At 42.2% G+C, this 27,000-nt stretch carries 25 protein-coding genes; 11 read left to right on the plus strand and 14 right to left on the minus strand.

The features are described from left to right. Positions 1–211: 211 nt before the first annotated feature. The 3 genes from D0T84_RS02480 to D0T84_RS02490 all read right to left on the minus strand — a co-directional run bounded on the left by D0T84_RS02480 (position 212) and on the right by D0T84_RS02490 (position 2,067). Positions 212–901, minus strand: a complete 690-nt coding sequence (locus D0T84_RS02480) for a ComF family protein (protein WP_163305607.1) — start codon at positions 899–901, stop codon at positions 212–214. Next, complete coding sequence (locus D0T84_RS02485) at positions 882–1,367, minus strand: regulatory protein RecX (protein ID WP_163305609.1); 486 nt, start codon at positions 1,365–1,367, stop codon at positions 882–884. The genes D0T84_RS02480 and D0T84_RS02485 overlap by 20 nt, the downstream gene beginning before the upstream one ends. 166 nt (positions 1,368–1,533) lie before the next feature. Further along, positions 1,534–2,067 (minus strand): DJ-1/PfpI family protein, encoded by a 534-nt coding sequence (locus D0T84_RS02490; RefSeq protein ID WP_163305613.1) that lies wholly within the window; start codon positions 2,065–2,067, stop codon positions 1,534–1,536. 165 nt (positions 2,068–2,232) lie between these two features. Here D0T84_RS02490 and D0T84_RS02495 point away from each other — a divergent pair, with 165 nt between their 5' ends. Continuing rightward, the gene (locus tag D0T84_RS02495; RefSeq protein WP_163305616.1) at positions 2,233–2,607 is read left to right on the plus strand and encodes a helix-turn-helix domain-containing protein; all 375 of its coding nucleotides are present in this window, start codon (positions 2,233–2,235) and stop codon (positions 2,605–2,607) included. Here the strand turns inward: D0T84_RS02495 and prmC are convergent. From prmC to D0T84_RS02520, 5 genes are all read right to left on the minus strand, one after another. After that, on the minus strand, positions 2,602–3,438 hold the full coding sequence (gene prmC / locus D0T84_RS02500) for a peptide chain release factor N(5)-glutamine methyltransferase (protein ID WP_163305619.1): 837 nt from the start codon (positions 3,436–3,438) through the stop codon (positions 2,602–2,604). The genes D0T84_RS02495 and prmC overlap by 6 nt on opposite strands. Then, positions 3,439–4,044, minus strand: coding sequence for a YiiX/YebB-like N1pC/P60 family cysteine hydrolase (locus tag D0T84_RS02505; RefSeq protein WP_163305622.1), 606 nt, complete (start codon positions 4,042–4,044; stop codon positions 3,439–3,441). Next, positions 4,014–4,361, minus strand: coding sequence for a DUF4878 domain-containing protein (locus D0T84_RS02510; protein ID WP_163305625.1), 348 nt, complete (start codon positions 4,359–4,361; stop codon positions 4,014–4,016). Before D0T84_RS02510 ends, D0T84_RS02505 begins: the two co-directional genes overlap by 31 nt. Before the next feature lie 168 nt (positions 4,362–4,529). After that, positions 4,530–5,276: a 3-oxoacyl-[acyl-carrier-protein] reductase gene (fabG, locus tag D0T84_RS02515; protein WP_163305628.1), complete on the minus strand. Its 747-nt coding sequence runs from the start codon at positions 5,274–5,276 to the stop codon at positions 4,530–4,532. Between the two features lie 34 nt (positions 5,277–5,310). Beyond that, the gene (locus tag D0T84_RS02520; protein WP_163305631.1) at positions 5,311–5,901 is read right to left on the minus strand and encodes a TetR/AcrR family transcriptional regulator; all 591 of its coding nucleotides are present in this window, start codon (positions 5,899–5,901) and stop codon (positions 5,311–5,313) included. 627 nt (positions 5,902–6,528) lie between these two features. Here D0T84_RS02520 and D0T84_RS02525 point away from each other — a divergent pair. The 4 genes from D0T84_RS02525 (at position 6,529) to yidC (ending at position 12,950) form a co-directional block, all read left to right on the plus strand. Next, complete coding sequence (locus D0T84_RS02525) at positions 6,529–7,218, plus strand: hypothetical protein (protein WP_163305634.1); 690 nt, start codon at positions 6,529–6,531, stop codon at positions 7,216–7,218. A gap of 96 nt (positions 7,219–7,314) precedes the next feature. Beyond that, entirely contained in the window at positions 7,315–8,310 is a 996-nt protein-coding gene (locus D0T84_RS02530; protein ID WP_163305637.1) for a PhoH family protein, read from the plus strand. A 966-nt stretch (positions 8,311–9,276) separates the two neighbouring features. After that, complete coding sequence (locus D0T84_RS02535) at positions 9,277–10,890, plus strand: CTP synthase (RefSeq protein WP_163305640.1); 1,614 nt, start codon at positions 9,277–9,279, stop codon at positions 10,888–10,890. Between the two features lie 110 nt (positions 10,891–11,000). Next, positions 11,001–12,950: a membrane protein insertase YidC gene (gene yidC / locus D0T84_RS02540; RefSeq protein ID WP_163305643.1), complete on the plus strand. Its 1,950-nt coding sequence runs from the start codon at positions 11,001–11,003 to the stop codon at positions 12,948–12,950. Between the two features lie 74 nt (positions 12,951–13,024). On the opposite strand, the gene D0T84_RS02545 is transcribed toward yidC, so the two are convergent. Together D0T84_RS02545 and D0T84_RS02550 are read right to left on the minus strand one after the other, a co-directional pair. Next, the gene (locus D0T84_RS02545; protein WP_163305646.1) at positions 13,025–13,654 is read right to left on the minus strand and encodes an outer membrane protein assembly factor BamE; all 630 of its coding nucleotides are present in this window, start codon (positions 13,652–13,654) and stop codon (positions 13,025–13,027) included. Between the two features lie 139 nt (positions 13,655–13,793). Then, a complete protein-coding gene (locus D0T84_RS02550) occupies positions 13,794–14,759 on the minus strand; it encodes an FKBP-type peptidyl-prolyl cis-trans isomerase (protein WP_163305648.1) in 966 nt (321 codons plus the stop codon). 262 nt (positions 14,760–15,021) lie between these two features. Here D0T84_RS02550 and D0T84_RS02555 point away from each other — a divergent pair, with 262 nt between their 5' ends. The 5 genes from D0T84_RS02555 to D0T84_RS02575 all read left to right on the plus strand — a co-directional run bounded on the left by D0T84_RS02555 (position 15,022) and on the right by D0T84_RS02575 (position 22,860). Then, positions 15,022–16,839 carry a DEAD/DEAH box helicase gene (locus D0T84_RS02555; protein ID WP_163305650.1) on the plus strand — a complete coding sequence of 606 codons (1,818 nt, stop codon included), beginning with the start codon at positions 15,022–15,024 and terminating at the stop codon, positions 16,837–16,839. A gap of 85 nt (positions 16,840–16,924) precedes the next feature. After that, positions 16,925–17,077: a hypothetical protein gene (locus D0T84_RS02560; protein ID WP_163305652.1), complete on the plus strand. Its 153-nt coding sequence runs from the start codon at positions 16,925–16,927 to the stop codon at positions 17,075–17,077. 1,018 nt (positions 17,078–18,095) lie between these two features. Then, complete coding sequence (dxs, locus tag D0T84_RS02565; protein ID WP_163305655.1) at positions 18,096–20,045, plus strand: 1-deoxy-D-xylulose-5-phosphate synthase; 1,950 nt, start codon at positions 18,096–18,098, stop codon at positions 20,043–20,045. 6 nt (positions 20,046–20,051) lie between these two features. Further along, a complete protein-coding gene (trkA, locus tag D0T84_RS02570) occupies positions 20,052–21,389 on the plus strand; it encodes a Trk system potassium transporter TrkA (protein ID WP_163305658.1) in 1,338 nt (445 codons plus the stop codon). Between the two features lie 13 nt (positions 21,390–21,402). Beyond that, complete coding sequence (locus tag D0T84_RS02575) at positions 21,403–22,860, plus strand: TrkH family potassium uptake protein (protein ID WP_163305661.1); 1,458 nt, start codon at positions 21,403–21,405, stop codon at positions 22,858–22,860. On the opposite strand, the gene D0T84_RS02580 is transcribed toward D0T84_RS02575, so the two are convergent. Genes D0T84_RS02580 through D0T84_RS02590 form a run of 3 tightly spaced genes read right to left on the minus strand, consistent with a single transcriptional unit; the run spans position 22,861 to position 25,285 of the window. Beyond that, entirely contained in the window at positions 22,861–23,622 is a 762-nt protein-coding gene (locus D0T84_RS02580; protein ID WP_163305664.1) for an ABC transporter permease, read from the minus strand. Next, the gene (locus D0T84_RS02585) at positions 23,622–24,341 is read right to left on the minus strand and encodes an ABC transporter ATP-binding protein (protein WP_163305666.1); all 720 of its coding nucleotides are present in this window, start codon (positions 24,339–24,341) and stop codon (positions 23,622–23,624) included. Before D0T84_RS02585 ends, D0T84_RS02580 begins: the two co-directional genes overlap by 1 nt. Positions 24,342–24,346: 5 nt before the next feature. Further along, positions 24,347–25,285 (minus strand): ABC transporter substrate-binding protein, encoded by a 939-nt coding sequence (locus D0T84_RS02590; RefSeq protein WP_163305668.1) that lies wholly within the window; start codon positions 25,283–25,285, stop codon positions 24,347–24,349. Positions 25,286–25,611: 326 nt separating this feature from the next. Here D0T84_RS02590 and D0T84_RS02595 point away from each other — a divergent pair, with 326 nt between their 5' ends. Beyond that, positions 25,612–25,767: a hypothetical protein gene (locus D0T84_RS02595; protein ID WP_163305670.1), complete on the plus strand. Its 156-nt coding sequence runs from the start codon at positions 25,612–25,614 to the stop codon at positions 25,765–25,767. Positions 25,768–25,779: 12 nt separating this feature from the next. On the opposite strand, the gene hflX is transcribed toward D0T84_RS02595, so the two are convergent. Next, entirely contained in the window at positions 25,780–27,000 is a 1,221-nt protein-coding gene (hflX, locus tag D0T84_RS02600) for a GTPase HflX (RefSeq protein ID WP_163305673.1), read from the minus strand.

Raw genomic sequence — 27,000 nt, forward strand, 5'->3', positions numbered from 1 at the left:
CCAGCCGTTGGTGGGTCGCCGAGGGACAAAGCACTAGCCTTTTGCTTCCTTTTGGGCAATGCCAAAAGGAAGGACAAGCCCGGGAGGGCGCGGAAGTATGAGCCAATGCTAAAAAGTTTAAACCATGATGGTTTTTGTGCATAAAATAAAAGAACATTTAACTTATCAACTACTGATTGACATTAGCAATAGTAAATAAGAACTCTGAAAATCAGCCTGCTGTTCCCACAGCATAGATGCTAACCTTGCTGTCTGTACATTTTAATATCTCTTTTGTGCAGGATTCCAGAGTGGAGCCTGTGGTGATTACATCGTCTACCAACAGGATATGCTTATCTTTGAATATTTCATCATCTGTGATCTGAAAAATATCTTCTACATTCTTCCAGCGGTCGAAACGTGCATTCTTTGTTTGTGAAGGGTTATTTATTTTCCTGATAAGCGTTTCGCTATCGATGGGTATGCCTGTTATTGCAGATATTCCTTTACATATTTCCAATGACTGGTTATAGCCTCTTTCTTTTTGCCTCTTAGGATGCAACGGGACAGGTACAAGCAAGTCTACAGATGAGATAAAGTCGCTGTCTTTTATATTCTCTCCACACAGTTCGCCTATAAAATTTCCTATCTGCGGATTCTGCCTGTATTTCAGTTCATGGATAATACTTTGAATGCTTCCACCTTTCACAAAATAAGCGAATGTAGCTGCACGGAGGAAAGGTATACGCCCGGCAAAGAATTGTTCCAGGCGGTTGTCGGGTTGCCTATGGTAGTTGGTTTTTGGCAATAGCAGCAGGCAACCGGTACAGATATGTTGTTCGCCTTCACTCAGACGTTCGTGGCAAACAACACAAAGGTCGGGAAAGAATAGACTGAGGAAATCACGAAAAATGTTCCTCATAGTCTCCTCCCAACAATTTATTAACACACTTAATGGTTAAGTCCATCGAAAAACCCCTGCCTAATGCAAAGCGTATCAGCTTCGTTTTCTTATCGTAATCGTTTTTAGACTTCACAGACTTTTCCTTTATGGCTAGTATGTGCATCAGTTGCTTTTCAAATTCGTCTCCCGCCACTTCTTCCAAAATCGGGTTATAAACGGACTCAGGTATATTGAGCTTTTTCAGTTCGAAAACAATCTTTGTCCTGCCCCATTTGTTGAATCTTATTTTGTCGTTGATAAAACTGCGGGCAAAACGGGCATTATCAAGGAATTTTTCTTTTTTCAGCCTGTCTATAATACGGTTGACTGCATCTTCCGGAAATTCCCATGCAAGCAGTTTTTTCCTTACCGAAAATTCTGAGCGTTCGGTGCGGGAACAATAGGCGGCTACACGGTTGAGGGCCTGGGGTTCGGAGAGTTTCATCCTATATAATTTCTATTTTTAATTGGTATCAAAAATAGCAAAAAAATATCATCCTGAACATAGTGAAGAAGTCCATTGTGTGAAAACAAAATGCTTTCCTATGTTCAGGATGTGAGGAAACCCCAATATTATTTTTAGAAACTGTTTAAATTTTATTCGTTCAAATTTAAACAGTTTCTAAGGCCTTTAATAATTCCGGAATCAATTCAGGTATTGCATTTTCTGTCTGGGCAGTATAGATATTGTCGGCGACAACCACCTTTTCGTCAGTGCCCACAACTCCCTTCACTACATCTTTAATGAATGGGTGCAAAGCTACTTTTTTACCGATCCCTATTCCCAGATTGTCAAAAAACAGTGCCGCTGCACAATGTCCGATCAGCATCTTGTTATTGTCGCCGAAAGCCTTTATTACAGTCAGCATATCCTGATTGTATTGCTTATCGGCATTATCCTCAAATTGGGGTACTGCGTCTCCGCAGGCGAAGACCAAAGCGTCATATTGATCTTCATGATCTATCAGGTTGCTTACAATATCATCTGTTGTTAGGCTGATCCCTGAATTTGTTTTTATCTGAGTCGTATCAGATACCGCAAATGTTTTGTATTGTATACCGTTTTCGAAGAATGCTTCCAGGTATTGGAACAATCCGGCTCCGTTTACCGGATTTACTGCTAATACTGCTACTTTTTTTGCCATAGTCGTGATTTTTTATGATTCATAATAGTTACTAATAGTAATTATATTACTTTTGTTGCGCAAACATACGATAAGTAATTTCGTTTTGCAAGAACGAACAGTCTGGTAATTAAATAACAAAAATGTTAGTAATATTGATTTTCAATTTAATAGATTTGAAGAAAAATGAAAACTTTTTTACGTATTGAGGCCTGCCCTATCAGGGATATTATAAGCAGACTGGGAGATAAATGGTCGCTTCTGGTACTGGCTACGCTTGATGTGAACGGTACGATGCGCTTTAATGATATCTATAAATCCATCGGCGACATTTCGCAGCGGATGCTGACGGTCACTTTACGCTCGCTGGAGTCCGACGGGCTTATTTCCAGAAAGATCTATCCGGAAGTGCCACCACGAGTTGAATATACTCTGACAGAATCGGGAAAAGAACTCATGCCTTACCTTAATAATCTGGTAGACTGGGCAATGAAAAATATGGAGAATATTGTGGATAACAGGGGGCAATATGAAGGTAAGAAGGAGAATAAAATACTATGATTTTTCCGCCCTCACCATCCTGTCATTTTTATTCAAATCCTGAAACAGAGACACGTTTCTAAAGCCTTTATCTTCCAATAGCTTTACTGTTTCTTTTCCTTTTGCCTGGTTTATTTCAAAATACAGTTTCCCATCAGGTTTGAGTATATTGAGGGCTATATCCGCTATCCGGTCGTAAAACAAAAGGGCGTTATTATCCGGTACAAACAGGGCGGTGTGCGGTTCGTATTCCAGTACATTCTTATCCATTGCAGCTTTTTCCCCTTCCATTATATAAGGAGGATTGCTGACAATAATATCATACAATGTATCGGTGGGATAATCTTTCAGCACATCCACTTTCTCAAAATCCACCTCCACCTCGTTTTGTTCTGCATTGAGTATAGCCACATCCAGTGCTCCCTGCGAAAAATCCCATGCAGATATAAGCGGATCATCCATATATGATGCCAGGGCAATGGCGATGGCGCCGCTGCCTGTACCGATATCTAACACTCTTAGTCCTGATTCTTCATTCTCATTCAAAATCAACTCTACAAGCTCTTCCGTTTCGGGACGGGGGACAAGGGTATCTTTATTTATAAAAAAAAGCAGGTCGAAAAAATAGCTTTCTCCTGTGATATACTGTATGGGTTTATATTCTTTCAGTTGTTCGAGAATATCGTTAAGCCGCTTTTGCTGGATATCCGAAAGTTTCTGATTGTCAACTATAATGTGTGAATAAGGCTTTCCGGTTATATATTCTGTTATAATACGCACAAAGCCCAAAATTTCACTTTCGGGGTAATATGTTTTCAGTGATTCTTTTATGTAAGTAATTGTATTTTGCATCTATTTTGTCACCTTCTTTATTACTGTTATATCCGGCAGCAGATATACATTGTCTATGCCATAAATCTTCCTGTGGCCAAACTGTATGGCAGGCTTAACCAAACTGTCATTTACAGCTCTGTTTACAGCAAGTGCCACCAGCTCGGTACAATAGACTTTGCTATCGTTGCCGGCGTCAAAATCCATATCGAAAGGTGTTTTTTTCAGGAAGTATTCCTTCGCAAAGACTGCAATATCGTTCCGCACCGAATCATCTGCACTGATGCGGTACACACCCCATGTCCTTATCCCGTCCAGAAAAACCTGAATGGATTCCCTCTTTACATGGCCGATACCCGTCAGTTCGCTGGCTTCGGCGTGGATTACAAATAGCGAATCTCCGCTTTGTTCCACGATTCCTGCATGCGAGTATAACTTTTCGGTCAGAGAATATTCCTTAAACTGATTGGAGAAAAAGCCATTCCCCAACCGGCAAATAATATCTCCGCTCCGGATTCCTTCGAGTAATGAAGGGTCTACAGTTTTCTTCTGTTCTCCGGTGCAACTTATGAATAAAAAACAGGAAAGAAAAAAGACTATTTTTTCATATCCACATTTACTTTCCAATCCCCGTCTATCTTTACAAGTTCGAGTGTTTGCTCTTTTTCGTCTTCGGCACCCTTGAATGTAACCCAAGCCCTATTGTCTGAAATGGAGTCTTTTACAAAAATAAATTTGAAGTCAGGATTGACTTTGCTGCCACCGCCGCCCATGCTGGATGCAAAGTCAAGCATTTTTCCGGTCGATTCGGTCGCATACTTTTTAGCTTCATCAACTTTTCCTTTTGCAAGGTTTTCCGAAAAACTCTGGGCAGCGCCTTTAGGTCCGGAAGAACAAGAACACATCAAAGCTACAGTGATTAAGATAAAGAGAAGTTTTTTCATCGTAAAAAGTTTTAAATGTTCATATCCAACAAAGATAGATTTTTTAGTAATATATCAATGGATATTGCCGGGAAATATGTGTTGTGGTTCTGTTTCTTTCTGGCCTCTGCAAAAAGAAAGGAGCAAACCTGAATTTGCTCCTTCCCGTTCGTATATCTTCTGTATATATTACATATTCATACCGCCACATACAGGGATCGCTTGTCCCGATACGTAAGAAGAGAGGTCGGAAGCAAGGAATACGGCTACGTTAGCCACATCTTCGGGTGTGCCTCCGCGGCGTAACGGAATTTGTTCAGCCCATTTTTTCTTCACATCGTCAGGTAAGACGCCTGTCATTTCTGTGATGATGAATCCCGGACAAATACAGTTTGCACGTACATTCCTTGAGCCTAGTTCTTTCGCTATAGATTTAGCCAAGCCGATCATACCTGCCTTCGACGCAGAGTAGTTCGTTTGTCCCGCATTACCTGAGAGGCCTACGACAGAGCTCATATTTATAATATTTCCGCTCTTCTGTTTCATGAATATCGGAGTAAGCGCATGGATGAAGTTGAATGCCGATTTCAGGTTTATATTGATTACCATATCCCATTGCTGTTCGGTCATACGCATCATCAGGCCGTCACGAGTGATGCCGGCGTTGTTTACAAGGATATCTATTTGTCCGAATTCTTTTGCTATTTCTTCAACAACGTTGTGAGTGTCTTCGAAGTTCGCGGCATTAGACGCGAATCCTTTAACTTTCACTCCATACTTTGCAATCTCGGCTTCAGTAGCTTTTGCGTTGTCATCTATAGCTAAATCAGTAAAGGCAATGTTTGCTCCCTGTTCTGCGAATTTAAGTGCAATGGCTTTACCAATGCCACGTGCTGCACCTGTAATAATAGCGGTTTTACCTTCTAATAATTTCATAATGTATAAATTAAATATAAAATTGGTTTGCGATTTATTTTTTCTTTTTGATACCTTCGAATATCAGGTAAGCGATATTCTCACGTTGTGATTCTGTTTTCAAACTTTCAGCCCTGATTTGTCCCCTGATGTACGGTACTTCGAGCCCTTTCAGGGCATGGTGCAATATTTCTGCTGTAGCCTGTGTGTCGGGCATTTCGAAAGTGCCTTCTTCCACCCCTTTGTTCAGGATATCTTTTAGTACCTGTATTTCTTTCAGGTCGAACGATTTGCGCACATTCTGTACACGCCATATATCACGGAAGAAATCGGCCTTCAGTGTCCCGTTTCTTGCTACAACATTTTTTATGGCATCGAAACGTGTGTAAAAAAATAAAAGGAGTTTTTCGTCGGCAGGAAGTTTTTTGCTTGCGACAGATTGCAGTGCATGGTACATCTGGTCGAGTTCTGTTTCCAGAACCGCCTGATACACCTCATTTTTGTTGTTGAAATATGTATATAATGTCCGGCGTCCCTTGTGGGATGCTACTGCAATATCATTCATGGTTGTATTTTCCACTCCCAATTTTGCAAATAGTTGACGAGCTACATCAATTAGTATATTCCGGGTTTTGTTTATGGCCATAAACTAAATATGCACAAAAATATTACAAGTGTGCAAATTTAGTATAAAATTATTGAATATATAAGATTTTAGGTGTTTTTCTGTAATTTATGTCAATCAGTAGTTGATAAGTTAAATGTTCTTTTTTATTCTGCGCGCAATCACAGATTGCTTGCCTTACTTTTGGCCGAAGCTCCAAAAGTAAGCAAAAAAGCATTGCGCCCCGCTTCGCCGTACGACCCACCATCGGCTTGCCGGCTGAATGAAGTGATGATAATCTCATCATTGCGATAATTGGCAGATGATGCTTAAAAGCGCCCGCACTTCATTCTACGCCGCCTGCACCGGGTGGGTACCCCGTACGCTCGCTAACGGCGCTGGCTGACGCCTGACGAGCAGGATTTATAGCAATGGCATCAAGTTAAGTAAATCTTATACCCTGTCATCCTGAACGATAGTGAAGGATCTCTTTTCTTAAAAGCAATTTGCCTACACGGGATGCTTCGTCTCTCAGCATGACAAAGAGGAAAAAGGCTTAACTTAATGACATTGAGGGCTATCCTCTCTTAATGAAGATTCTCTTTTAGGGAAACCCCACGCCGGGCGCGGGATGACAGACGGTTGGCACATCCTCAATAAATTAAGAATATGGCATTTATCTATTATAACTTTTATCTATCTTTATCCACTATAATTATTATAAAAACACAAAAACTGAACTGTGAGAAAAATCTGATGATAGAAGAAACGATACAAAACTTACTGGGAGACTCCCTTCGTGAAGGAATAAGCACGGAAGAAATAGAAACAGTAGAGCTCCTGCTCGGTGTAAAGCTGCCCTCCCCATTGAAATATATGTACAGTAAAGTAGGAAATGATCCCTTGTTTATGAGTTCGTTTCTATACTTCTATCCTATCGAAGACCTTGTTCTCTTGGATAATAAAATCCAATTTCTGGAAGAAAATCAGGACGTGTGCCGATGGGCTTTCGATATTGACGATACAGATCATCCGAAAGTATATCAGCAGGCAGATGATGAAAAATGGTATCTGTTGGACAAGATGCCACTGGAAAAATTCTTATCCGATATCCTATATTACCAGTGTGCTATGGGCTACGACTTCGGCGCCGAAGTATTGCTGGAACGCGGCCGCTTGTTCGGTATACTCGATTCGGATTGGGATAAAGTAGTTTCTTTCGACGGGCTGTATATCTACCGTAAGCAGGATGCGCTTATATGGTATTTATCCGACGACAATATGGTAAGGGATGTTTACTATTCGTCACCGAATGAAGAAACTCTTAACCAACATAAACAACTATTTTGCTTAAAATAAAAATTGTACAAGATTATCACTATCTTTGTGCACCATTACATAATACCCGACTAACCAAATTAAAATCATTATGGTACTTTGTTGATATTTAACTGAATGATAGAACAAATAATTATTTTAGAACACGTAGACCCTGTTGTCTTTTTCGGGATAAATAATGCCAATTTACAATTAATAAAAACACTGTTTCCTAAACTACGTATCGTTGCGCGTGGGAACGCGATAAAAGTGACCGGAAATGCCGAAGATGTTCCTTTGTTCGAAGAAAAAATAAGGGAACTGGAAAAATTCTCGGTTGACAGGAATAAACTGGCGCAAGATGACATCATAGACATCGTTAAAGGTAACTCCCCCAATGTAGTAAAGCAAGATAACCTTATCATATACGGGATAAGTGGTAAGCCTATTTTTGCCCGCACGCCTAACCAACAGGCTTTTGTTGACAGTTTTTACAAAAACGATATGGTATTCGGTATCGGCCCTGCCGGTTCGGGAAAGACATATACGGCAATTGCTCTGGCTGTAAAAGCTCTGAAGAATAAAGAGGTGAAGAAAATAATCCTTAGCCGCCCTGCGGTAGAGGCAGGCGAGAAGCTTGGCTTCCTGCCCGGAGATATGAAAGAGAAAATAGACCCGTATCTGCAACCATTGTATGACGCGCTGGAAGATATGATCGCTCCGGCTAAACTGAAAGATTATATCGAAAACAAAACGATACAGATAGCACCCTTGGCCTTTATGCGCGGACGTACGTTGAGCGATGCTGTAATCATACTGGATGAGGCACAGAATACGACCACCCACCAGATAAAGATGTTCCTTACCCGGCTTGGGATGAACGCGAAAATGATTATCACAGGCGACATAACGCAAATAGACCTGCCGCCATCGCAACTGTCGGGGCTTAAGCATGCCTTGCGCGTACTGAAAGGCGTGGAAGGTATCGGGCACATCGAATTCGATAAAGGGGATATCGTTCGCCACAAACTGGTGCAACGCATTGTAGACGCTTACGAAAAAGAAGATAAAAGGGAAAAGAGGCTGGAGAAAAAAAAAGATAGTGAACCCGGAAGAGAGAAGAGAGGCGTGTAAGTGCCATTTTGGCAAGGGCGATATATTAATCGGCGGTTTCCGTTTCAATAATGTCCACTCTATACCTGAGTAACTGTTTAAATTTTATACGAATATTTTATTATACCTTTTTCTTCGTTCATTTTTAGTCTGTTTTAGTCTGTTTTTTCCTTTCTCTCAACTCAAATAGCCCGCTATTATCGTTTCGAGGAAGAAAAAAACATCTCTAAAACATCTCTAAAAATTTGAACGAATAAAATTTAAACAGTTACTGAATATTTTGAAAATAATCAGGAAGTGGATTTTTATCTTGATACAGGATGTGATATTTACCTGTTGCGTTTAAGGCAGAATGATAAGAGCAGGATTACCTTCTGTGAAGGAGATGTGATTTATATTATCATTGAGAGCCTGTTTAAATTTTAGCGAAAATTTTTATTACAGGTTCAGGTCAATAGTTCTTAGCAATTTTTTTATGCTCTTTTTACCGTATTTCACCCTTTTTACTCTTGGTTTAGCCCGCTAAACCGGCTAGCAAAAATGATAAAATACATCTAAAAATAGCTATAAAAAAGATTTGCTATAAAATTTAAACAGACTCTAAGAAAATATTTAAATCGGATATAAATGCCGAGCTTTGCTATATTGCCGGCCTGCTGAAAGAAAAAGGTATTCCTGAGATAATAGAAGGGCAGATATCCCTCGGTATTTGATATGAAAAAATAGAACGGTTTAGCCCGCTGATTAGCTCCGCCGGCTGCTGGTTGATGCTGTGGGACGAAGCATCCCGTGTCTTTTTTTAGGGACGGGATATTTTATATACTGCTTATATGTAACTATATATACTTTTAAACAGACCGATGCCGGCTTTAATAATTATTTTCATTTAAAGGCTTTGGCTACTATGTTTTTGCAATGTGTATCCAAATATTTTTCTTACTTTTGTGCTTTCTTTTTAGAGTCTAAAAAAATATAAAACGTAAAGTCGTGGCTAATACGAAGTATATATTTGTTACAGGAGGAGTTATATCTTCCTTAGGTAAAGGTATTATAGCCTCCTCGCTGGGCAAACTACTACAGGCAAGAGGTTATAAAGTGACAATTCAGAAACTGGATCCCTATATAAATATCGACCCGGGTACATTAAACCCCTACGAACATGGGGAATGCTATGTGACTGTCGATGGCCACGAAGCAGACCTTGACCTAGGGCATTACGAAAGGTTCCTGAACCAGCCTACGCACAAGGATAACAATATTACCACAGGACGTATATACCAGAATGTAATCAATAAAGAACGCAAAGGCGACTATCTGGGTAAGACGGTGCAGATTGTACCACATATCACAGATGAGATCAAGCGTAACATCAAGAACTTAGGAACAAAGTACAATTACGACTTTGTGATTACCGAAATAGGGGGAACGGTAGGGGATATCGAATCCCTTCCTTTCATCGAAAGCGTTCGCCAGTTGCGTTGGGAGCTTGGCAAAAATTGCCTGTGCGTACATCTGACTTACGTGCCATATATCTCGGCGGCTAAGGAAGTAAAGACAAAACCAACCCAGCATTCGGTAAAACAACTTCAGGCAGAAGGGGTGCAGCCCGATCTTCTTGTGTTGAGGACAGAGCACACACTGAATAAGGAAATACTGCGTAAGGTAGCTTTATTCTGTAATGTGGAAGTAGACGCCGTTGTGCAGTCGGTCGATGTCTCTACCATTTATGAAGTTCCGTTGAGAATGCAGGATCAGAATATGGATGAGATCGTGTTGCGCAAACTGGGTATGCCAATCGGCGAAAAACCGGTAATGCAGCCTTGGCGCGATTTTCTTGACAAAAAGAAACATGCCAAAGAAACTATCCGTATAGGGCTTGTTGGAAAATATACAGAGCTGCCGGATGCTTACAAGTCTATCAATGAATCCCTGTTGCAGGCTACTACATACAACGACTGCAAGCTGGATTTACAATTTATCCTGTCTGACAAACTGTCCGAAGATAACATAGAGAAAACACTGTCATCGATGGATGGCATACTTATTGCTCCCGGTTTTGGGCAGAGAGGCATAGAAGGCAAGATCCTTGCTCTGAAATATGCCCGCGAACATGATGTCCCTACATTTGGAGTATGCCTGGGTATGCAATGCATGGTGGTTGAATTTGCACGCAATGTTATTGGGCTTGAAGAAGCGAATTCGACGGAAATGAACCCGCATACGCCATTCAAGGTAATAGACCTGATGGAAGAACAGAAGAATATTACCAATATGGGGGGAACGATGCGTTTAGGCGCATATAAGTGTGAACTGGAGAAAGGTTCACTCGTATACAAAGCCTATGGAAAAAAACTGATTGAAGAGCGTCACCGTCACCGCTTTGAATTCAACAACGACTTCAAAGAAGACTTTGAAAAACATGGAATGAAATGTACAGGTATAAATCCTGAAATGGGACTTGTGGAAGTGGTGGAAATACCCGGAAAAAAATGGTTCCTGGGAGTTCAGTTCCACCCTGAATATAATAGTACTGTTGTTTCTCCGAATCCGTTGTTTCTTAGTTTTATAAAAGCAGTAAAAGAAAATAAAGTAAAAAAATAAAAGGATGTTTATCAGTAGCAGTTCAGACCGGATTTTATCCTATGTTGAGCTAACTACGGAGAACATCTAATAAAATTTGAAAGGAATATAAAACTAATAACTATCTATAAATGGATAAGAATACGATTACCGGGTTTATCCTGATCGCAGCCGTAATTATTGGATTTACACTACTTAGCAGGCCTTCGGCGGAAGACATCGAACGACAGAAACAACAACGCATAAAAGATTCTATCGAATATGCTCAGACATTGCAGCGTGAGCGTGAAAATATCATAGACACTATAGCGGGCAAAAAAGAGAACAAAGCAGATGATTTCTTCGCTGCCCCTGTTCAGGAGAGTGATTCTACTCTTTCCACTATCGATTCGTTACAGCAGGCTAATCGGCAGCCTGAACAATTTATAACTCTTGAAAACAGCAAAGTAAAGGCGGTTTTCTCTACCAAGGGAGGGAAAATGGTCAGTGTGCAGTTGAAAGAATACATGAGTTATAACAAGGAAGATAAAAAGAATACAGATTCGTTATATATCTTCAATAACGATGCTGATTTCGCCCTGCTTCTAACTAATAAGCAACAAAAAGTATTGAGTACAAGCGATCTGATATTCACTCCTGTGCAGACAGAAGACGACAATTCGCTTATCATGCGCTATTCATATTCGGGCACCCAGCATATCGACTTTGTTTACAAACTGGCAGATGATGATTATATGATGAAATATGACATCAACCTTGTAGGTTTGCAGCCTATGCTAGCCCGCGACCGCAGTGATATATTTGAGCTTAGCTGGTCGCAAAGAATGCGCAGGCAGGAGAAGAGCGTAAAGAACGAACAGCGTTATTCTCATCTTTGCTACAAGTATGTAGGCGGCGACGTGAAGGAGATGAGCGCCGATAAGAGCGAACAAGTGGAAGTGAAAGAACCTGCTAAATGGATTGCTTTCAAAAACCAGTTCTTTGCTCCTATACTGATTGCCGATGATAAAATAGAAACGGCGCTGCTTGATTCGAGGGTTTTGCAAACAGACGAAAGCAGTGAATATCTGAAAAGTTTTGAAGCTACGATTTATGCCCCTGCGAAGATAGGCGCGACAGACGAAACACTGAATGCCGGATTCACATACTATCTGGGGCCTATGTCCTTTTCCCTGTTGAAAAAGTATGACAGCCATATAGACGATGCGAATAAACAGTTGGATCTGGATAAATTAGTGCCATTGGGATGGACGCTATTCCGCTGGATAAATCAATATTTTGTAATCCCTATCTTCAACTTCCTGAGAGGTACGGGCTTATCGATGGGTATTGTTATACTCTTGCTTACCATTATTGTTAAATTGATTATTTCCCCTCTGACATATAAATCATTTATGTCTTCTGCCAAGATGCGTGTCCTACGTCCTCAGGTAGAAGAGTTGAATGCCAAATATCCGAAGCAGGAACAGGCTATGGAAAAGCAACAGGCTACAATGGCGCTGTATAGTAAGGCAGGCGTTAATCCGATGAGCGGTTGTATTCCGTTATTGCTGCAGATGCCGATACTGATAGCCTTATTCTCATTCTTCCCCAATGCGATAGAGTTGCGCCAGCAAAGCTTCTTGTGGGCTTCCGACTTGTCTACGTATGACGCCATCATCGAATGGAAGAACCATATCCCACTGATAGGTACGCATATCAGTTTGTTCTGTATACTGATGACGGCAACCAATATCATCTATACGAAATTCAATATGGAAATGACCAATACCGGCCAGCAGCAGATGCCGGGTATGAAATGGATGATGTACCTGATGCCGTTAATCTTCCTGTTCATGCTGAATGATTATCCGTCCGGTCTTACATATTATTATTTCCTTTCGTTGTTGATAACAATCTTGTTGACGATGGCATTCCGCTTTATGATTGATGAGAAAAAGGTATTGGCTAAACTGGAAGCGAATAAGGCCAAGCCTAAAAAGAAATCAGGTTTTATGGCTCGCCTTGCCGAAGCGCAGAAGATACAGCAACAACAGCTGAATGAAAGAAATAAATCGAACAGCACAAAGAGAAAAAGATAAGATAGAATTATAGGTAAATAAAATGGGCTAGCTGACAATCAGCTAGCCCATTTTGCGTTGTACGGTCGCTTTTATTATCTCTCCCTTTCCCTTGAGCTATTGTTTTCCTTATTTGTTGTAGACTCCCTTGTCCCGCTGTTTGTATTTGCAGGCCTTGTTCCCGGTCGTACAGATTCTGCTGGTTTTGTCGTAGGGCGGGTGTTGTTGGATGGGCGTACCGAAGATGATGACGAACTTCCCGGTCTGCCTGACTCACTCGGTCTGTCAGGCCTTCCCGAACTGGAATTGTTTGAATTCCCCGGGCGGTTCGAACTTCCCGGACGGTTTGAGTTATCTGGTCTGTTTGGCCGATTTGGCCTGTTGCCTGGCCGTCCTACATAGATAGGCCTGCCGTAGTCCGGCAATATCACAGGAGGAGCAGGCGCGATATAATCTATATCATCATACAGGAATTCATATCCTACCAGATAATCGTTCCAGAATTCCAATGCGTAGACCTCATTTCTTGCAGAGCGGTATTCCAGCACTTCCTGATATCCGTCTTGTGTTCTGTTTACGGCTAATACACGTTGCGGCTCGCCTACGGCATATATGACCTGTTCTTTGGTCATGCCTGTCGTTAGCCGGTTCAGGTCGAGCGTATTGTATGTTCCGCAAGAAAAGAATATGACGGATATGATTCCTATTAAAATTAACTTTTTCATAATTTGGATAATGTTCTTAGTTTTATAAACTAAACAATATAGAAGGCTTAGAGTTTACAAATCTTGCTGAAAAAGTATATAAAGGAAAAAGACCGTCTCATTGCGAGACGGTCTTTTCATTCTATTAATCAGGTTTATTTTAGTTCTCGATATCTATCAGTTCTATTTCGAAGATAAGGTTTGAGAATGGTTTGATTTTTCCCGTATCGCGAGCGCCATAAGCCAGGTCGTAAGGAATATACAATATCCATTTAGAACCTACAGGCATTAGCTGTAAAGCTTCGGTCCATCCTTTGATAACCTGTCCGACACCGAATACGGCAGGTTGGCCACGTTCGATGCTGCTGTCAAATACTGTTCCGTCAATTAGCGTTCCATTGTAGTGGACTTTAACCCTGTCGGAGGCGGTAGGCTTCTCTCCGGTACCGTTTGTTATTACTTTATATTGCAAGCCGCTTGGTAAAGTTACCACTCCGTCTTTCGTTGCGTTATCTGCCATGAACTTATCTCCTTCGGCTATCTGGTCAGCGTATTCAGCTTTTTGGGCTTCATCCTTTTTGGCTTGCATTTTAGCCTGAGCTTCCTGCATTTTTTCGTTGAATGCCTCAGCCGGGTTTTCGATTAAGAAATCTTCTCCGCCCATAGCAGCATCCATAGCAGCTGCAAATGCATCAGTATTTAATTTCTGAGTGTTTCCTTCCCCATATATTTGTTGCAGCAGTCCCGGCATCATCTGTTTCAGTATTTGCCCACCAACGGAAAGTCCTGTGTTATATGCGTTCTTCGCTTCGGGAGCGTCCATACCATCTTTTAGTCCTGCCAGGAATTCAGCCCTGTTCCTGTTATTGGCGTTGATTATAGAATCGCGTTGCATCACAGATTCCACACCGGTAGTATCCGAAACAACGCCTAGTTGCTGCAAATACATCGATAACCCTTGTTGGTACAGGCTGGCGCCAAACATATAGGATAATGAGTCTATTTCTGTTTTCAGTACAGGTTTGGATGGGGTAATCTTCTGTGCGGGAGTCTTTTTTTGAGCCATTAAGCTAGATGAGCTAAAGATAGCGCATAATGCAAAAGAGAAAATTAAAAATTTCTTCATATTGTTCTGTTTTATTATTTGGTTTTTCTTTTATAGTTTCTGGGAATGTGTCTATTATAATGAGATACAAAAATAGTATTTTTTATTTGTTAAACAGAGCTTGAAGTATAAAGTAATTCTAAAACATTATAAAAACTTGAAAACTAATCGCTACCTTTGCGCGTCCTTTTTGGCTAGCTCTCTTATGTCGAATAATTTTGGGGTGGGAGTAGGCCGAAAAATGAAGGGCTTATTTACCACAAAAGATATTTGAAAATTTTTAATGAAAACATTCGAAGAGTTAGGGGTTGCCGCGAATATTCGCAAGGCGATCGAAGAAATGGGTTATGAGAACCCGATGCCAGTGCAAGAAGAAGTGATTCCATATTTGCTTGGCGATATTACAGACGTTATTGCATTGGCACAAACCGGAACGGGAAAAACAGCCGCTTTCGGGTTACCTGTTTTGCAAAAAATTGAAATTAAGGAGAATGTGCCTCAGGCATTGATCCTTTGTCCTACCCGTGAGTTATGCTTGCAAATAGCAGGCGATTTATCTGATTATTCCAAATACATTGACAATCTGAGGGTGTTACCCGTATATGGCGGTTCCAGTATCGAAAGCCAGATAAAGTCACTGAAAAGAGGTGTGCAGATTATTGTAGCCACTCCGGGGCGTTTGATAGACCTTATCAACCGTAAAACGGTTGATCTGACTAATGTGAAATACGTAGTTCTGGACGAGGCCGACGAAATGCTGAACATGGGATTCACGGAAAGTATCGATGAAATCCTGTCAAAAGTGCCTGAGAGCAGGCAGATGCTTCTCTTCTCGGCAACAATGCCTAAAGAGATAGCGAAGATAACAAAGAAATACATGCAGAAACCCAAAGAGATCACTATTGGGAAAAAGAATGAGGGCACCAGCACTGTAAAGCATGTTTACTATATGGTGCACGCCAGAGACAAATACCTTGCCTTGAAACGTATAGCCGACTATTACCCGAATATTTACGGTATTATTTTCTGCCGTACCCGTCGCGAAACTCAGGAGATAGCGGATAAGCTGATACAGGACGGTTACAATGCCGACTCTCTGCATGGCGACCTGTCGCAGGCGCAACGTGATTATGTGATGCAGAAATTCCGCGTACGCAATCTGCAATTACTTGTAGCTACCGATGTGGCTGCACGCGGGCTTGACGTAGACAGCCTGACACATGTTATCAATTACGGCCTGCCTGACGACATTGAATCATATACGCACCGTAGCGGACGTACAGGACGTGCAGGGAAAACAGGGACATCCATTTCTATTGTCCATGTCAAAGAAAAAGGTAAAGTAAGGGAGATTGAGAAAATAATCAATAAGAAATTTGAGCAGGGGGGTATCCCTTCGGGTGAAGCTATTTGCGAAAAGCAATTGTTCAATCTGGTAGACAGAATAGAAAAAGTAAAAGTAAATGAGGACGAAATATCCAATCTTTTACCTTCGGTTTACAGAAAACTTGACTGGCTCGAAAAAGAAGATATTATCAAACGTGTTGTAGCTCTTGAATTTAACAGGCTGATCGACTACTATCGCGATGCTCAGGAAATAGAATCGCCATCAGACCGTTCGTCCCGCGATGATAAATCCTATCCGAGACGTAAAGACAGGGAGCGCTCAGACCGCTCATCCGGTGGGCGTACAGCCGAAAGGGGTTATTCACGCCTGTTTATCAACGTAGGACGTACCGATAACGTGAATCCGGCTACGTTGATGGGGCTTGTAAACGATTATGTGCCCGAAAAGGTAAGCATTGGCCGTATCGATATTATGCAGAACTTCTCATTCTTTGAAGTACCTGAAAGGGATGCACAGAAAGTTATCAAGTCGATGAGCAAACAGGAGCAGAACGGCAGACGGCTTTCTGTGGAGATAGCTCAAGGCGGAAGTGGTGGCGGAAGCGGAAAAGACCGTGGAGGCGACAAAGGCCGCAAGAATTTCAGTACCCGTTCCGATATCGGCACACGCAGAAGTTCAGATTATAACTCGCCTAAGCACTCCGACAAAAGTAAAGGACGGGGCGGTAAAGGCCGCAAGCCTAAATATTCGTAAATAAAAGATATGATACTGGAAGGTAGCCTGATGATCGGGCTACCTTTTTTTATTATCAAAACACTAATAAAAAGCGTCACAGTACATGACAAAAATTATTCAAACACGATTTGGAGACGATGTAGGGGCAGTGGCTTGTCCCTGCCCGCTTGTCATCGTTTACGGGCACCCACAAGGGGATGCCCCTACAGCAGGATATAAAATTTTGTCATGTACTGTGAAAAAGCGTAGTACATGACAATAAAGAATATTATATTCCAATCCCTCGTCCTCTGGACACTCCCGACCCCACCCTGGCCCTCCCCAAAAGGAGAGGGAGAAGCGAGGGGAGAGTCGCAAAGCGAAGATAGATGCCGTTTCGTCCGTCAGGCATTCTTCCCTTTTGATAAAGGGAACGTTTTAAGTAGCGAGAGCAGAACTAAAATCTATTTTATGTTATGCCGAGTCACGACAAACAACGTTCACAGGAGCGAAGCGTATGTAAAACGACTAATGTAATTGAAGTACTCGAAGGTGGAAGGGTTAGAACAGTAGTATAATCTTTTGTTATATATGCGAATCAAGGGTTAAATGTGCTATTTTTTGTCCCTTTAGGGACTGAATGTTGGTAGAAAGAAGCTTTAACCGGTTAATTGCGTGCCGTCAGGTACGCAATATCTACAGAACAATTCACATTTTGTACCTGACGGCACAAAAAACGAATTTCATTCATGTTTCTACCAATATGATGTGCCTAACGGCACATTTAACCCTTGATTCGCATTATATACTACTAATGCGAATCAGGGGTTGAAAGCTGCTCAACACCTGCCTGAAAGGCAGAATCTTTATAACCGTATGCAAGCGCAGCGTAGCTTACGCAGCAAGGGGCAATTACACTCCTCCTGCCCGAAGCGGCAGGACACACAGTATGTCCTGTCTTTCAGACAGCTGGGATTGCTCATCCTTTTTCCGCAGGTCGATGACCCGCGGTTATGAAGATTTGGCTTTTCAAGCCATTTCTCAACTCCTGATTGGCATTACTAATAAAAAGTTATCTTATAAGCAACTATTAACGGCTTAAATCCCTGTTCCTCTTGACAAAATTCAAGGAAATGAAGGTACTTAAACAGATTTCTTTTGTTTATTTATTATAACCAGTTTCAATCGAGTCCTATTTTTAAGATAATATCTTATACTAAATAAGCTTTTGTTTTATATATTTGCTTGTTTATTACAGTAGTAATAAAGCCTTTCTTTATTCTAATAGAAGCATTATGAGCGAACGAAACGAAAATATATCAGTGTTAGAGAAAATAAACTCCCCGGCAGATCTCAAAAATCTAAGTATTGAAGAACTCGAAACTCTTTGCACGGACTTAAGGAATTTTCTCATTGACCAACTAAGCAAGAACCCGGGACATTTTGGCTCCAGCCTTGGAACAGTAGAATTGACAGTTGCTCTTCACTATGTGTACAATACCCCTTACGACCGTATTGTATGGGATGTAGGGCATCAGGCGTATAGCCACAAAATACTGACAGGCAGAAGAGACCGATTCGATACAAACCGTAAGTTTGGAGGCTTATCGGGATTCCCTAACCCCGATGAAAGTGAATATGACGCGTTCATTGCAGGACATGCCTCTAATTCTATATCTGCGGCATTGGGTATGGCTGTTGCATCTACATTGAAGCAGGAAAACCGGCATGTTGTAGCCGTTATCGGCGATGGCTCCATGACGGGCGGGCTTGCCTACGAAGCGCTAAATAACGCGAGTTCGCAACCAAACGATATGCTTATCATATTGAATGATAATGATATGGCTATAGACAACAATGTGGGCGGCATGCGCGATTATCTGGTAAAGATGACGACTTCCCCCACTTACAACAGGGTAAGGAATGATGTTTACCAAAAATTCAAAAAAGGAAATCTCATTACTGAGAAAGGGAAGAACTTTATCCTCCGTTTCAATAATAGCCTGAAAGCTTTGCTGACAAAGCAGCAAAATATGTTTGAAGGATTCAATATCCGCTACTTTGGGCCTATCGACGGACACGATCTTCGCAGCCTGATACGGATATTGCAAAATATAAAGGATATGAAAGGCCCTAAGATGCTGCATATCCATACCATTAAAGGAAAAGGGTTTAAGCCTGCTGAAGTTTCGGCTACAGTATGGCATGCGCCGGGCAAATTTGATAAAGAGACAGGCGAACGTATTGTGACAAAGTCGAAGGATCAGCCACAGCTTTATCAGGATGTCTTTGGGCATACACTTGTAGAACTGGCGCAAAAAGATAACCGTGTAGTAGGCGTTACCCCTGCCATGCCAACAGGTTCATCCATGACATACATGATGAAAGAGTTCCCCGAAAGGGCTTTCGATGTGGGTATAGCAGAAGCTCATGCTGTGACATATTCCGCCGGTTTGGCTAAGGAAGGGTTACTGCCATTCTGTAACATCTATTCTTCGTTTATGCAACGGGCATACGACCAGGTAATACACGATGTAGCCCTTCAGCGGTTGCACGTAACCATGTGCCTCGATCGTGCCGGATTGGTAGGAGAAGACGGGCCGACACATCATGGCGCGTTCGACTTGGCTTATATGCGTTGTGTCCCTAACCTGACTATTGCATCGCCATATAATGAGCACTTCTTGCGGCACCTGATGTACACTGCCACTTATGGCAACGAAGGACCGTTTGTAATCCGTTATCCGAGAGGGCAGGGTGTGCTGATGGACTGGGAATGCAAGATGCAGCTTCTGGAAATAGGCAAAGGGCGGAAACTGAAAGACGGAAAAGATTTGGCAGTCCTCTCAATAGGGCCTATAGGGAATGCCGCACGCGAAGCTATTGCCATATTGGAGGATCAGGGATTCTCTATAGCGCATTATGACATGATATTCCTCAAACCGATGGATACAGCTATACTGAAAGAGGTAGCCGAGAAGTTCACTCATATAATGACTGTTGAGAATGGTGTTGTCAACGGCGGTTTCGGTAGTGCTGTTCTTGAATATCTGGCAGATAACGATTATGAGAATATAAATGTTGTCCGTGCGGGAATACCCGATGAGTTTGTAACTCATGGTTCTGTCGGAGAACTGAATAAGTTGTGTAAGCTTGATATCCAGGGATTAGCGGAACGTATGGAGGCTATTCTGAATAAAACAACGAGTACAGGCAAAATAGAGGAAGAGAAAATATACAAGTAGAGAGAAATGAGGATTGTAATTGCAGGTGCAGGTGCAGTAGGAACACATTTGGCAAAACTATTATCGGCAGAAAATCAGGATATTGTACTGATGGATGCCGACAAAGAGAAACTCAATTTCTTAGGGTCTAATCTCGAAATGATGACTATGACCGGCTCTTGTACATCCCTCAAAGACCTGATGGAAGTAGATATAGAAGATGCGGACTTCTTTATAGGTGTTACTCCCGACGAATCTACCAACATTACAGCCTGTATGCTTGCGGCCAATATGGGCGCGAAGAAAACATTTGCCCGCATCGACAACTACGAATACCTCCTGCCCAAAAATAAGGAATTCTTTGAGAGGCTGGGGATCAACTCTATGGTTTATCCGGAGATGCTCGCTGCCAAGGAAATCGTTTCTGCGTTGAAACGCCCCTGGGTAAGGCAATGGATAGAGCTATGCGATGGGAATATAGCCCTTGCAGGAGTAAAGGTAAGGGAGAACTCCGAACTGGTCGATAAGCATCTGTTCGATTTAAGCAGTAAGGACAAAAAGTTCCATATAGTTGCCATTAAAAGGAAGAACACGACCATCATACCCACCGGTAAAGATCAGGTACTGGCAGGAGACATCGTTTTTTTTACAGCTACAAGGGATAATGTAAATGAACTGCCCAAAATAGCCGGGAAGGAAAGTTATGAGATAAAGAATGTCATGATAATGGGAGGAAGCCGTATTGCCATCCGTACCAGCCAATACCTGCCCGACAATACGAATATAAAGCTACTGGAGTCTGACAAAGAAAAAAGCTATCAGCTACTGGAGAAATTACCGAAGAACGTAACCGTCTTTCATAACGACGGGCGTAATGCCGAATTTCTGCTGCAAGAGGGCATCAAGGAAATAGACGCCTTTGTAGCCGTTACCGGTAATTCCGAAGCGAATATCCTCGCATGTATGGCTGCCAAACGTTTTGGTGTACGAAAGACGGTGGCAGAAGTAGAGAATATGGATTACATGTCTATGGCCGAGAATCTTGATATTGGCTCCATCATTAACAAAAAGCTTATTACAGTAAGTAATATATACCGTTTCCTGCTTAGCGCCGATGTATCCAATGTGAAATCGCTTACCATCGCAAATGCCGATGTGGCGGAAATCATTGCACGGCCAAATTCGCGTGTGACAAAGAAGGAAGTGAAAAAGCTAGTGCTGCCGAAAAACGTAACCCTCGGCGGATTGATACGCAACGGCGAACCGATGATGATAGATGGCGATACGCTGATAGAGCCTTATGATCATGTTGTCGTATTTTGCCTTGACGATTCTTTACGTGAGGCTGAAAAACTGTTCCATTAAATGAATAACTTATATGAGCAATTTTAATTACAGGTTTGTACTGAGGACCATTGGATTTTTGCTTATTATAGAGTCTTTGTTCATGATGAGCGCTACGGTTGTCTCCTTCTATCTGCACGAAATGGCAGGTGATGCCATGCTGATAGGTTCCTCTATAACTTTCTTTGCAGGAGTCTTTATCCGGCTTACGGGTACGGAAGATTTCCCGAAGCCTATAGGAAAGCGTGAGAGCTTCTTTATGGTAGCTATTTCGTGGATCGTCTTATCCGCCTTCGGGATGCTCCCCTATTACCTGAGTGGCTCGATACCAAGTATAAGTAACGCTTACTTCGAAACCATGTCCGGCTTAACAGCCACCGGAGCGACGATTCTAAACGATATAGAGAGTATGCCTAAAGGGCTTCTCTTCTGGAGAAGTGTAACACAGTGGATAGGAGGGTTGGGGATCGTATTGTTTGTGGCTACCATCCTGCCGATGGGAGGTAATGCCTCTGTGATGTATGATGCCGAAGTGACGGGGATAGGCTATGACCGTTTTCGCCCACGGATATCACAGATAGCTAAACGCCTCTGGTTGGTATATGTCTTTCTTACCACCATCCTTATCATATTGCTGTGGATAGGCCCTATGGACTTCTTTGATTCTATCTGCCATGCTTTTACTACAATCTCTACCGCGGGGTTCTCTACAAAACAGGATAGTATCGCCCACTGGCATTCGGCCTACATTGAATATGTGGTTACCATCTTTATGTTTATCGGGGGTATCAACTTCACGTTGATTTACTTCTTTATGAAAGGTAGTCCCAAGAAGCTGTTACAGAACGAGGAGTTCAAATGGTATGTATCCATTATCGTCATTTTTGTAGTAATCATCGCCATAGGACTTTACAACTCGGGAAATGCCGGCGGGGTGGAAAATGCATTCCGCACATCCCTGTTTCAGGTAGTCTCCATGCTTACCACCACCTGCTTCTCCACTGATAATATCCTCAACTGGGGTTCTTTCTACCAGTTTATAGTTGTCATCTTTATGGTCTGTGGGGCATGTGCCGGTTCCACTGCCGGGGGGATTAAGATTGTAAGGATTGTTATCTTGTTTAAGAACTCCATCAATGAGTTTAAGCGTCAGGTGCATCCGAATGCCATCCTTCCTATCAGGTTGAATGACAGGGTAATATCGATGGATGTTGTGACCAAAGTATTAGCCTTTATATTTTTATACCTTGCCATCCTCATTTTCAGTTGTCTGGTACTGTCCTTATCCGGCATGGGGTTTGAGAACTCTTTGGGGGCGGCTGTCTCTTGTCTGGGAAATGTAGGCGGCGGACTGGCAGAAATAGGTAATACAGGCAGTTTCTCGGCAGTGCCTACCGAATCTAAATGGTACCTGTGCTTCCTGATGCTGACCGGTCGTCTGGAGCTGTTTACCGTACTTTCATTATTCATGCCTGCGTTCTGGAGGAGGTAATCAGAGATTCTTCCATTTACATAGCAGGTTATCCAGCAGGTCTACAATAAGGAACAGCGCGAAGCCGATCAGCGAAAGTACGATAATGCCGAAATACATCTGTATATAATCCACACGCATTTGTGAATCGGTAATATAAAAGCCAAGCCCCTTGTCAGTGCCGAAAGTCTCTATAAAGAAGAGTGCAGATGTGGCGATTCCCAGCGCTACCCGCAACGAAGAGAACATTTCGGGTAAAATGGCAGGAAGTGTGATATGCCTCATCTTCTGCAAACTAGTCGCTCCAAAAGAAATAAGTACATAATAATTCTCTCTCGATATATTCTTCACAGCATCCCGTATTGTTATAATCAGCTGGAAAACGATTATCAGTACTACAATGATAATTTTGGATGTTTCTCCCAGGTCGAACAATGTCATAATGATTGGCAATAAGGCCAGTTTAGGTATCGGGTAGGAGAAATAAATCATCGGCCCCAACAGCTTATTCACCCGCTTATTATATCCCATCCAAAGCCCCAGGACCAAAGCGATGCCTAAAGAAATACCGATACTATAGGCAATACGCCGGAGGCTCGCAAAAGAATGATCCAGTATGCCGTTCTCAAATGCTTTGGAATATCCTGCATACACTTCTGTGGGCAGGGGCAGGGCTTTCAGTTGCAGGCTGGCGGCAAGTATATACCATATAATATTGAACAGGATAAATCCTCCTGTTATATAGCCGAAATAATTGAATATATATTTTCTGCGCTTTGTCATCAGTAGCCTATTTTATTGATAATAGATGCCACAAACCGCAGCTTCTCTTCCTGATATTCGGATACATTGAACAACGGGTTCTCTACCTGATGGATGATCTTCCCGGGAGATTTGCTCATGACAACGATATGCTCCCCTATAGAAACGGCTTCGTGTATATTATGCGTGATGAACAGGGTTGTCACTTTGTACTTTTCCCACAGCCGCAGGAACAACCGCTGCGACGCTTCGGAAGTAAATGTATCCAGCGAGGAGAACGGTTCGTCCATCAGGAGAATGTCCGGCTGGGATATAAAAGCCCGTGCAAGGGCTGCTCTTTGTTTCTGCCCGCCGCTGAGTTGTGACGGATAGCGGCTTTGCAGGTCATCTATTTCCAGAGAACTGATGATTGCGGAAACTTCCGGTTCTTTCAATGCCTTATCCGGATTGAGCTTATAAGGCAAAAAGATATTATCTCTTATCGTCTTCCACTCCAGAAGCCCGTATTGCTGGGGAACATAGCCTATTGCCACATCTTTAGGGGAGAATACTTTGTCGTTGAATGCAATATCCCCTTCATAATCTTTAATAATGCCGCACAATACTTTCAGCAGGGTAGACTTTCCACAACCCGAAGGCCCTATAAGTGAATATATTTCCCCCCTTTTTATAGTAAGGGAGAAATCACTCAGGGCTACAGTGTTCCCGTATTTTACCTCCAGATTCTTTATCGACAGCATTATTGTTACTTTGTCAGTTGATCATTTATCAGATTTTCAAGTTTGAAATCGGCTTTGAGCAGTTTTTTCGCTCCCAGCCAGTTTGTTACCGCCAGTATGTCTTTATCTGTAGCAGTCACGGGCTGAGCATCTGTATATACGGGGATTGAAACTTTTTCTGCAACAGGTTCCGGAAACTGGAGGTCTTTCACCAGTATATCCTTTATGTCTGCCACAGAGTGGGAATTAAGATATGCTACACCTTCATTGTAGGCGGCATACATTTTCTTTATCGCGTCGCTTTTTGTATCGATGGACTTTTGTGAAAAGACGATTCCCGTTACGGTATATCCGAGGCTATCCATCGAAACAAGTAACTTACAGCCGTCCCCTGCCGCTATCAGCGCGAATGGGTTGGGCAGTCCTGTCGCATCTATCTTGTTGTTGCGTAGCATTTCGAAACGGGTCGGGATCTTGTTTATTTCCACTTTTTCCACATCAGCGGGGGTAAGGCTTACACTGGTTAATGCCATATCCACACAGAAATCGATTACAGTATTCTGGGATACGGCTACTTTCTTTCCCTTTAGTTCCGACAGGCTGTTTATTCCTGATTGTGCGCTGGCTACAATGTAAAACGGCGCCTGACATTTAGATGTCAGTTTCATATCAAATCCTCCCGAAGCCAGTAAAGCCGCACTTGTATAGTCTGTGACACCGCCATCTACCGTTCCGCTTTGGAAAGCCATATCGCGTTCGTTGGCCGACATAAAGCGTTGAATATTTACATCTACCCCATGTTTCGCAAAATAGCCTTCGCGTTGGGCTACAGCCAGAGGCAGGTAGTCCATAGACGACATAACGCCAACGGAAAGAGAAGGCACGTCTTTACTCCCCTGTTTTTTACCGGAGCATGCGCTCAATAATAAACCGATAGATAGAATACAAAAAAATATATATTTCATAACCTGTGTGAATTGGATTAAGCAGTTAAGCAATTTTTTTAGAAAAAGTGACAAAAGTGACACCTTTTTTATTGTTTTCTCCTGTTACTTTTTTCCGGCTTATAGCCTGTATTTCGTCAGCCCTTTCTCTATATAAGATAAATTTTCAGAAAATAAGAAACTGTTTAAATTTTATTCGTTCAAATTTTTAGAGATGTTTTAGAGATGTTTATTTACATACGCTTCGCTCCTGTGACTGCTGGTTGAGTTGAGAGAAAGGAAAAAAACAGCCAAAAACAGCCTAAAAATGAACGAAGAAAAAGGTATAATAAAATATTCCATAGTACATGACAAAAAATATTCAAACACGATTTGGAGACGATGTAGGGGCAGTGGCTTGTCCCTGCCCGCTTGTCATCGTTTACGGGCACCCACAGGGGATGCCCCTACAGCAGGATATAAAATTTTGTCATGTACTAAGAAAATATTCATATAAAATTTAAACAGTTTCTAAATTACTCCATTTCTTCATCATATTTCTGGAAGAGGAAGTCGTTGTAAGGATAACGTTCGATGTGGATTTCTTTCACTCGGTCGTAAACTTTCTGCTTCAGTTCATCGATGTTGAGCTTCTCCTTTGCCGAAATGAAAATGCAGTCGTCATGCATTTTGTTCATCCACGATTTTTTCAGTTCTTCCAACGACACGTTTTCCTTTGTCATAGGAGTCAGGTCATCCTCTTCTTTCGGGGTGTATGTAAACGCATCCACCTTGTTGAATATCAGTACCGTAGGTTTTTCTTCCTTGTCGATGTCGAGTAAAGTACTGTTTACCACCTCTATCTGCTCTTCAAAATTGGGGTGCGAAATGTCCACAACGTGTAATAATAAATCCGCTTCCCTTACTTCATCCAGAGTCGATTTGAACGATTCTACAAGGTGTGTGGGCAGTTTGCGGATAAATCCTACCGTATCCGACAGGAGGAATGGCAGGTTATCTATAATTACCTTTCGCACTGTAGTGTCCAATGTGGCGAACAGTTTATTTTCTGCAAACACCTCCGATTTACTCAACAGGTTCATCAATGTGGATTTTCCTACATTGGTGTATCCTACAAGGGCTACACGCACCATCTTGCCCCTGTTTTTGCGTTGCGAAGACATCTGTTTGTCGATGCTTTTCAGCTCCTCTTTCAGAAAGGAGATCTTATTGAGGATAATACGCCGGTCGGTTTCCAGCTGGGTTTCTCCCACGCCACGCATCATCACGCCCCCGCCTCGCTGGCGGTCGAGGTGCGTCCACAGGCGGGTAAGGCGGGGCAGCAGGTATTGGTATTGAGCCAGTTCTACCTGTGTCTTGGCATAAGCCGTCTGCGCGCGCATGGCGAATATGTCGAGGATAAGGCTTGTACGGTCGAGTATCTTTACCTGTAGTTCCTTTTCTATATTTCGTATCTGCTTGGGAGACAATTCATCATCGAATATGACGAGCCCAATCTCATTATCTTCCATGTATTGCTTGATCTCCTGCAATTTGCCTGTACCTACGAATGTTACGGGATTAGGCTTATCAAGCTTCTGTGTGAAATTCTTTGCAGGTATTATACCTGCCGTTTCGGCAAGGAATGCCAGTTCGTCAAGGTACTCTTTTACCTGTTCTTCATTTTGTTCCTGTGTGATAAGCCCCACAAGAATTGCTTGTTCGTTTTTTGATTCTGATATTATAAAGTCTTTCAT

Source organism: Dysgonomonas sp. 521, from assembly GCF_010501055.1.
Lineage (GTDB): Bacteria > Bacteroidota > Bacteroidia > Bacteroidales > Dysgonomonadaceae > Dysgonomonas.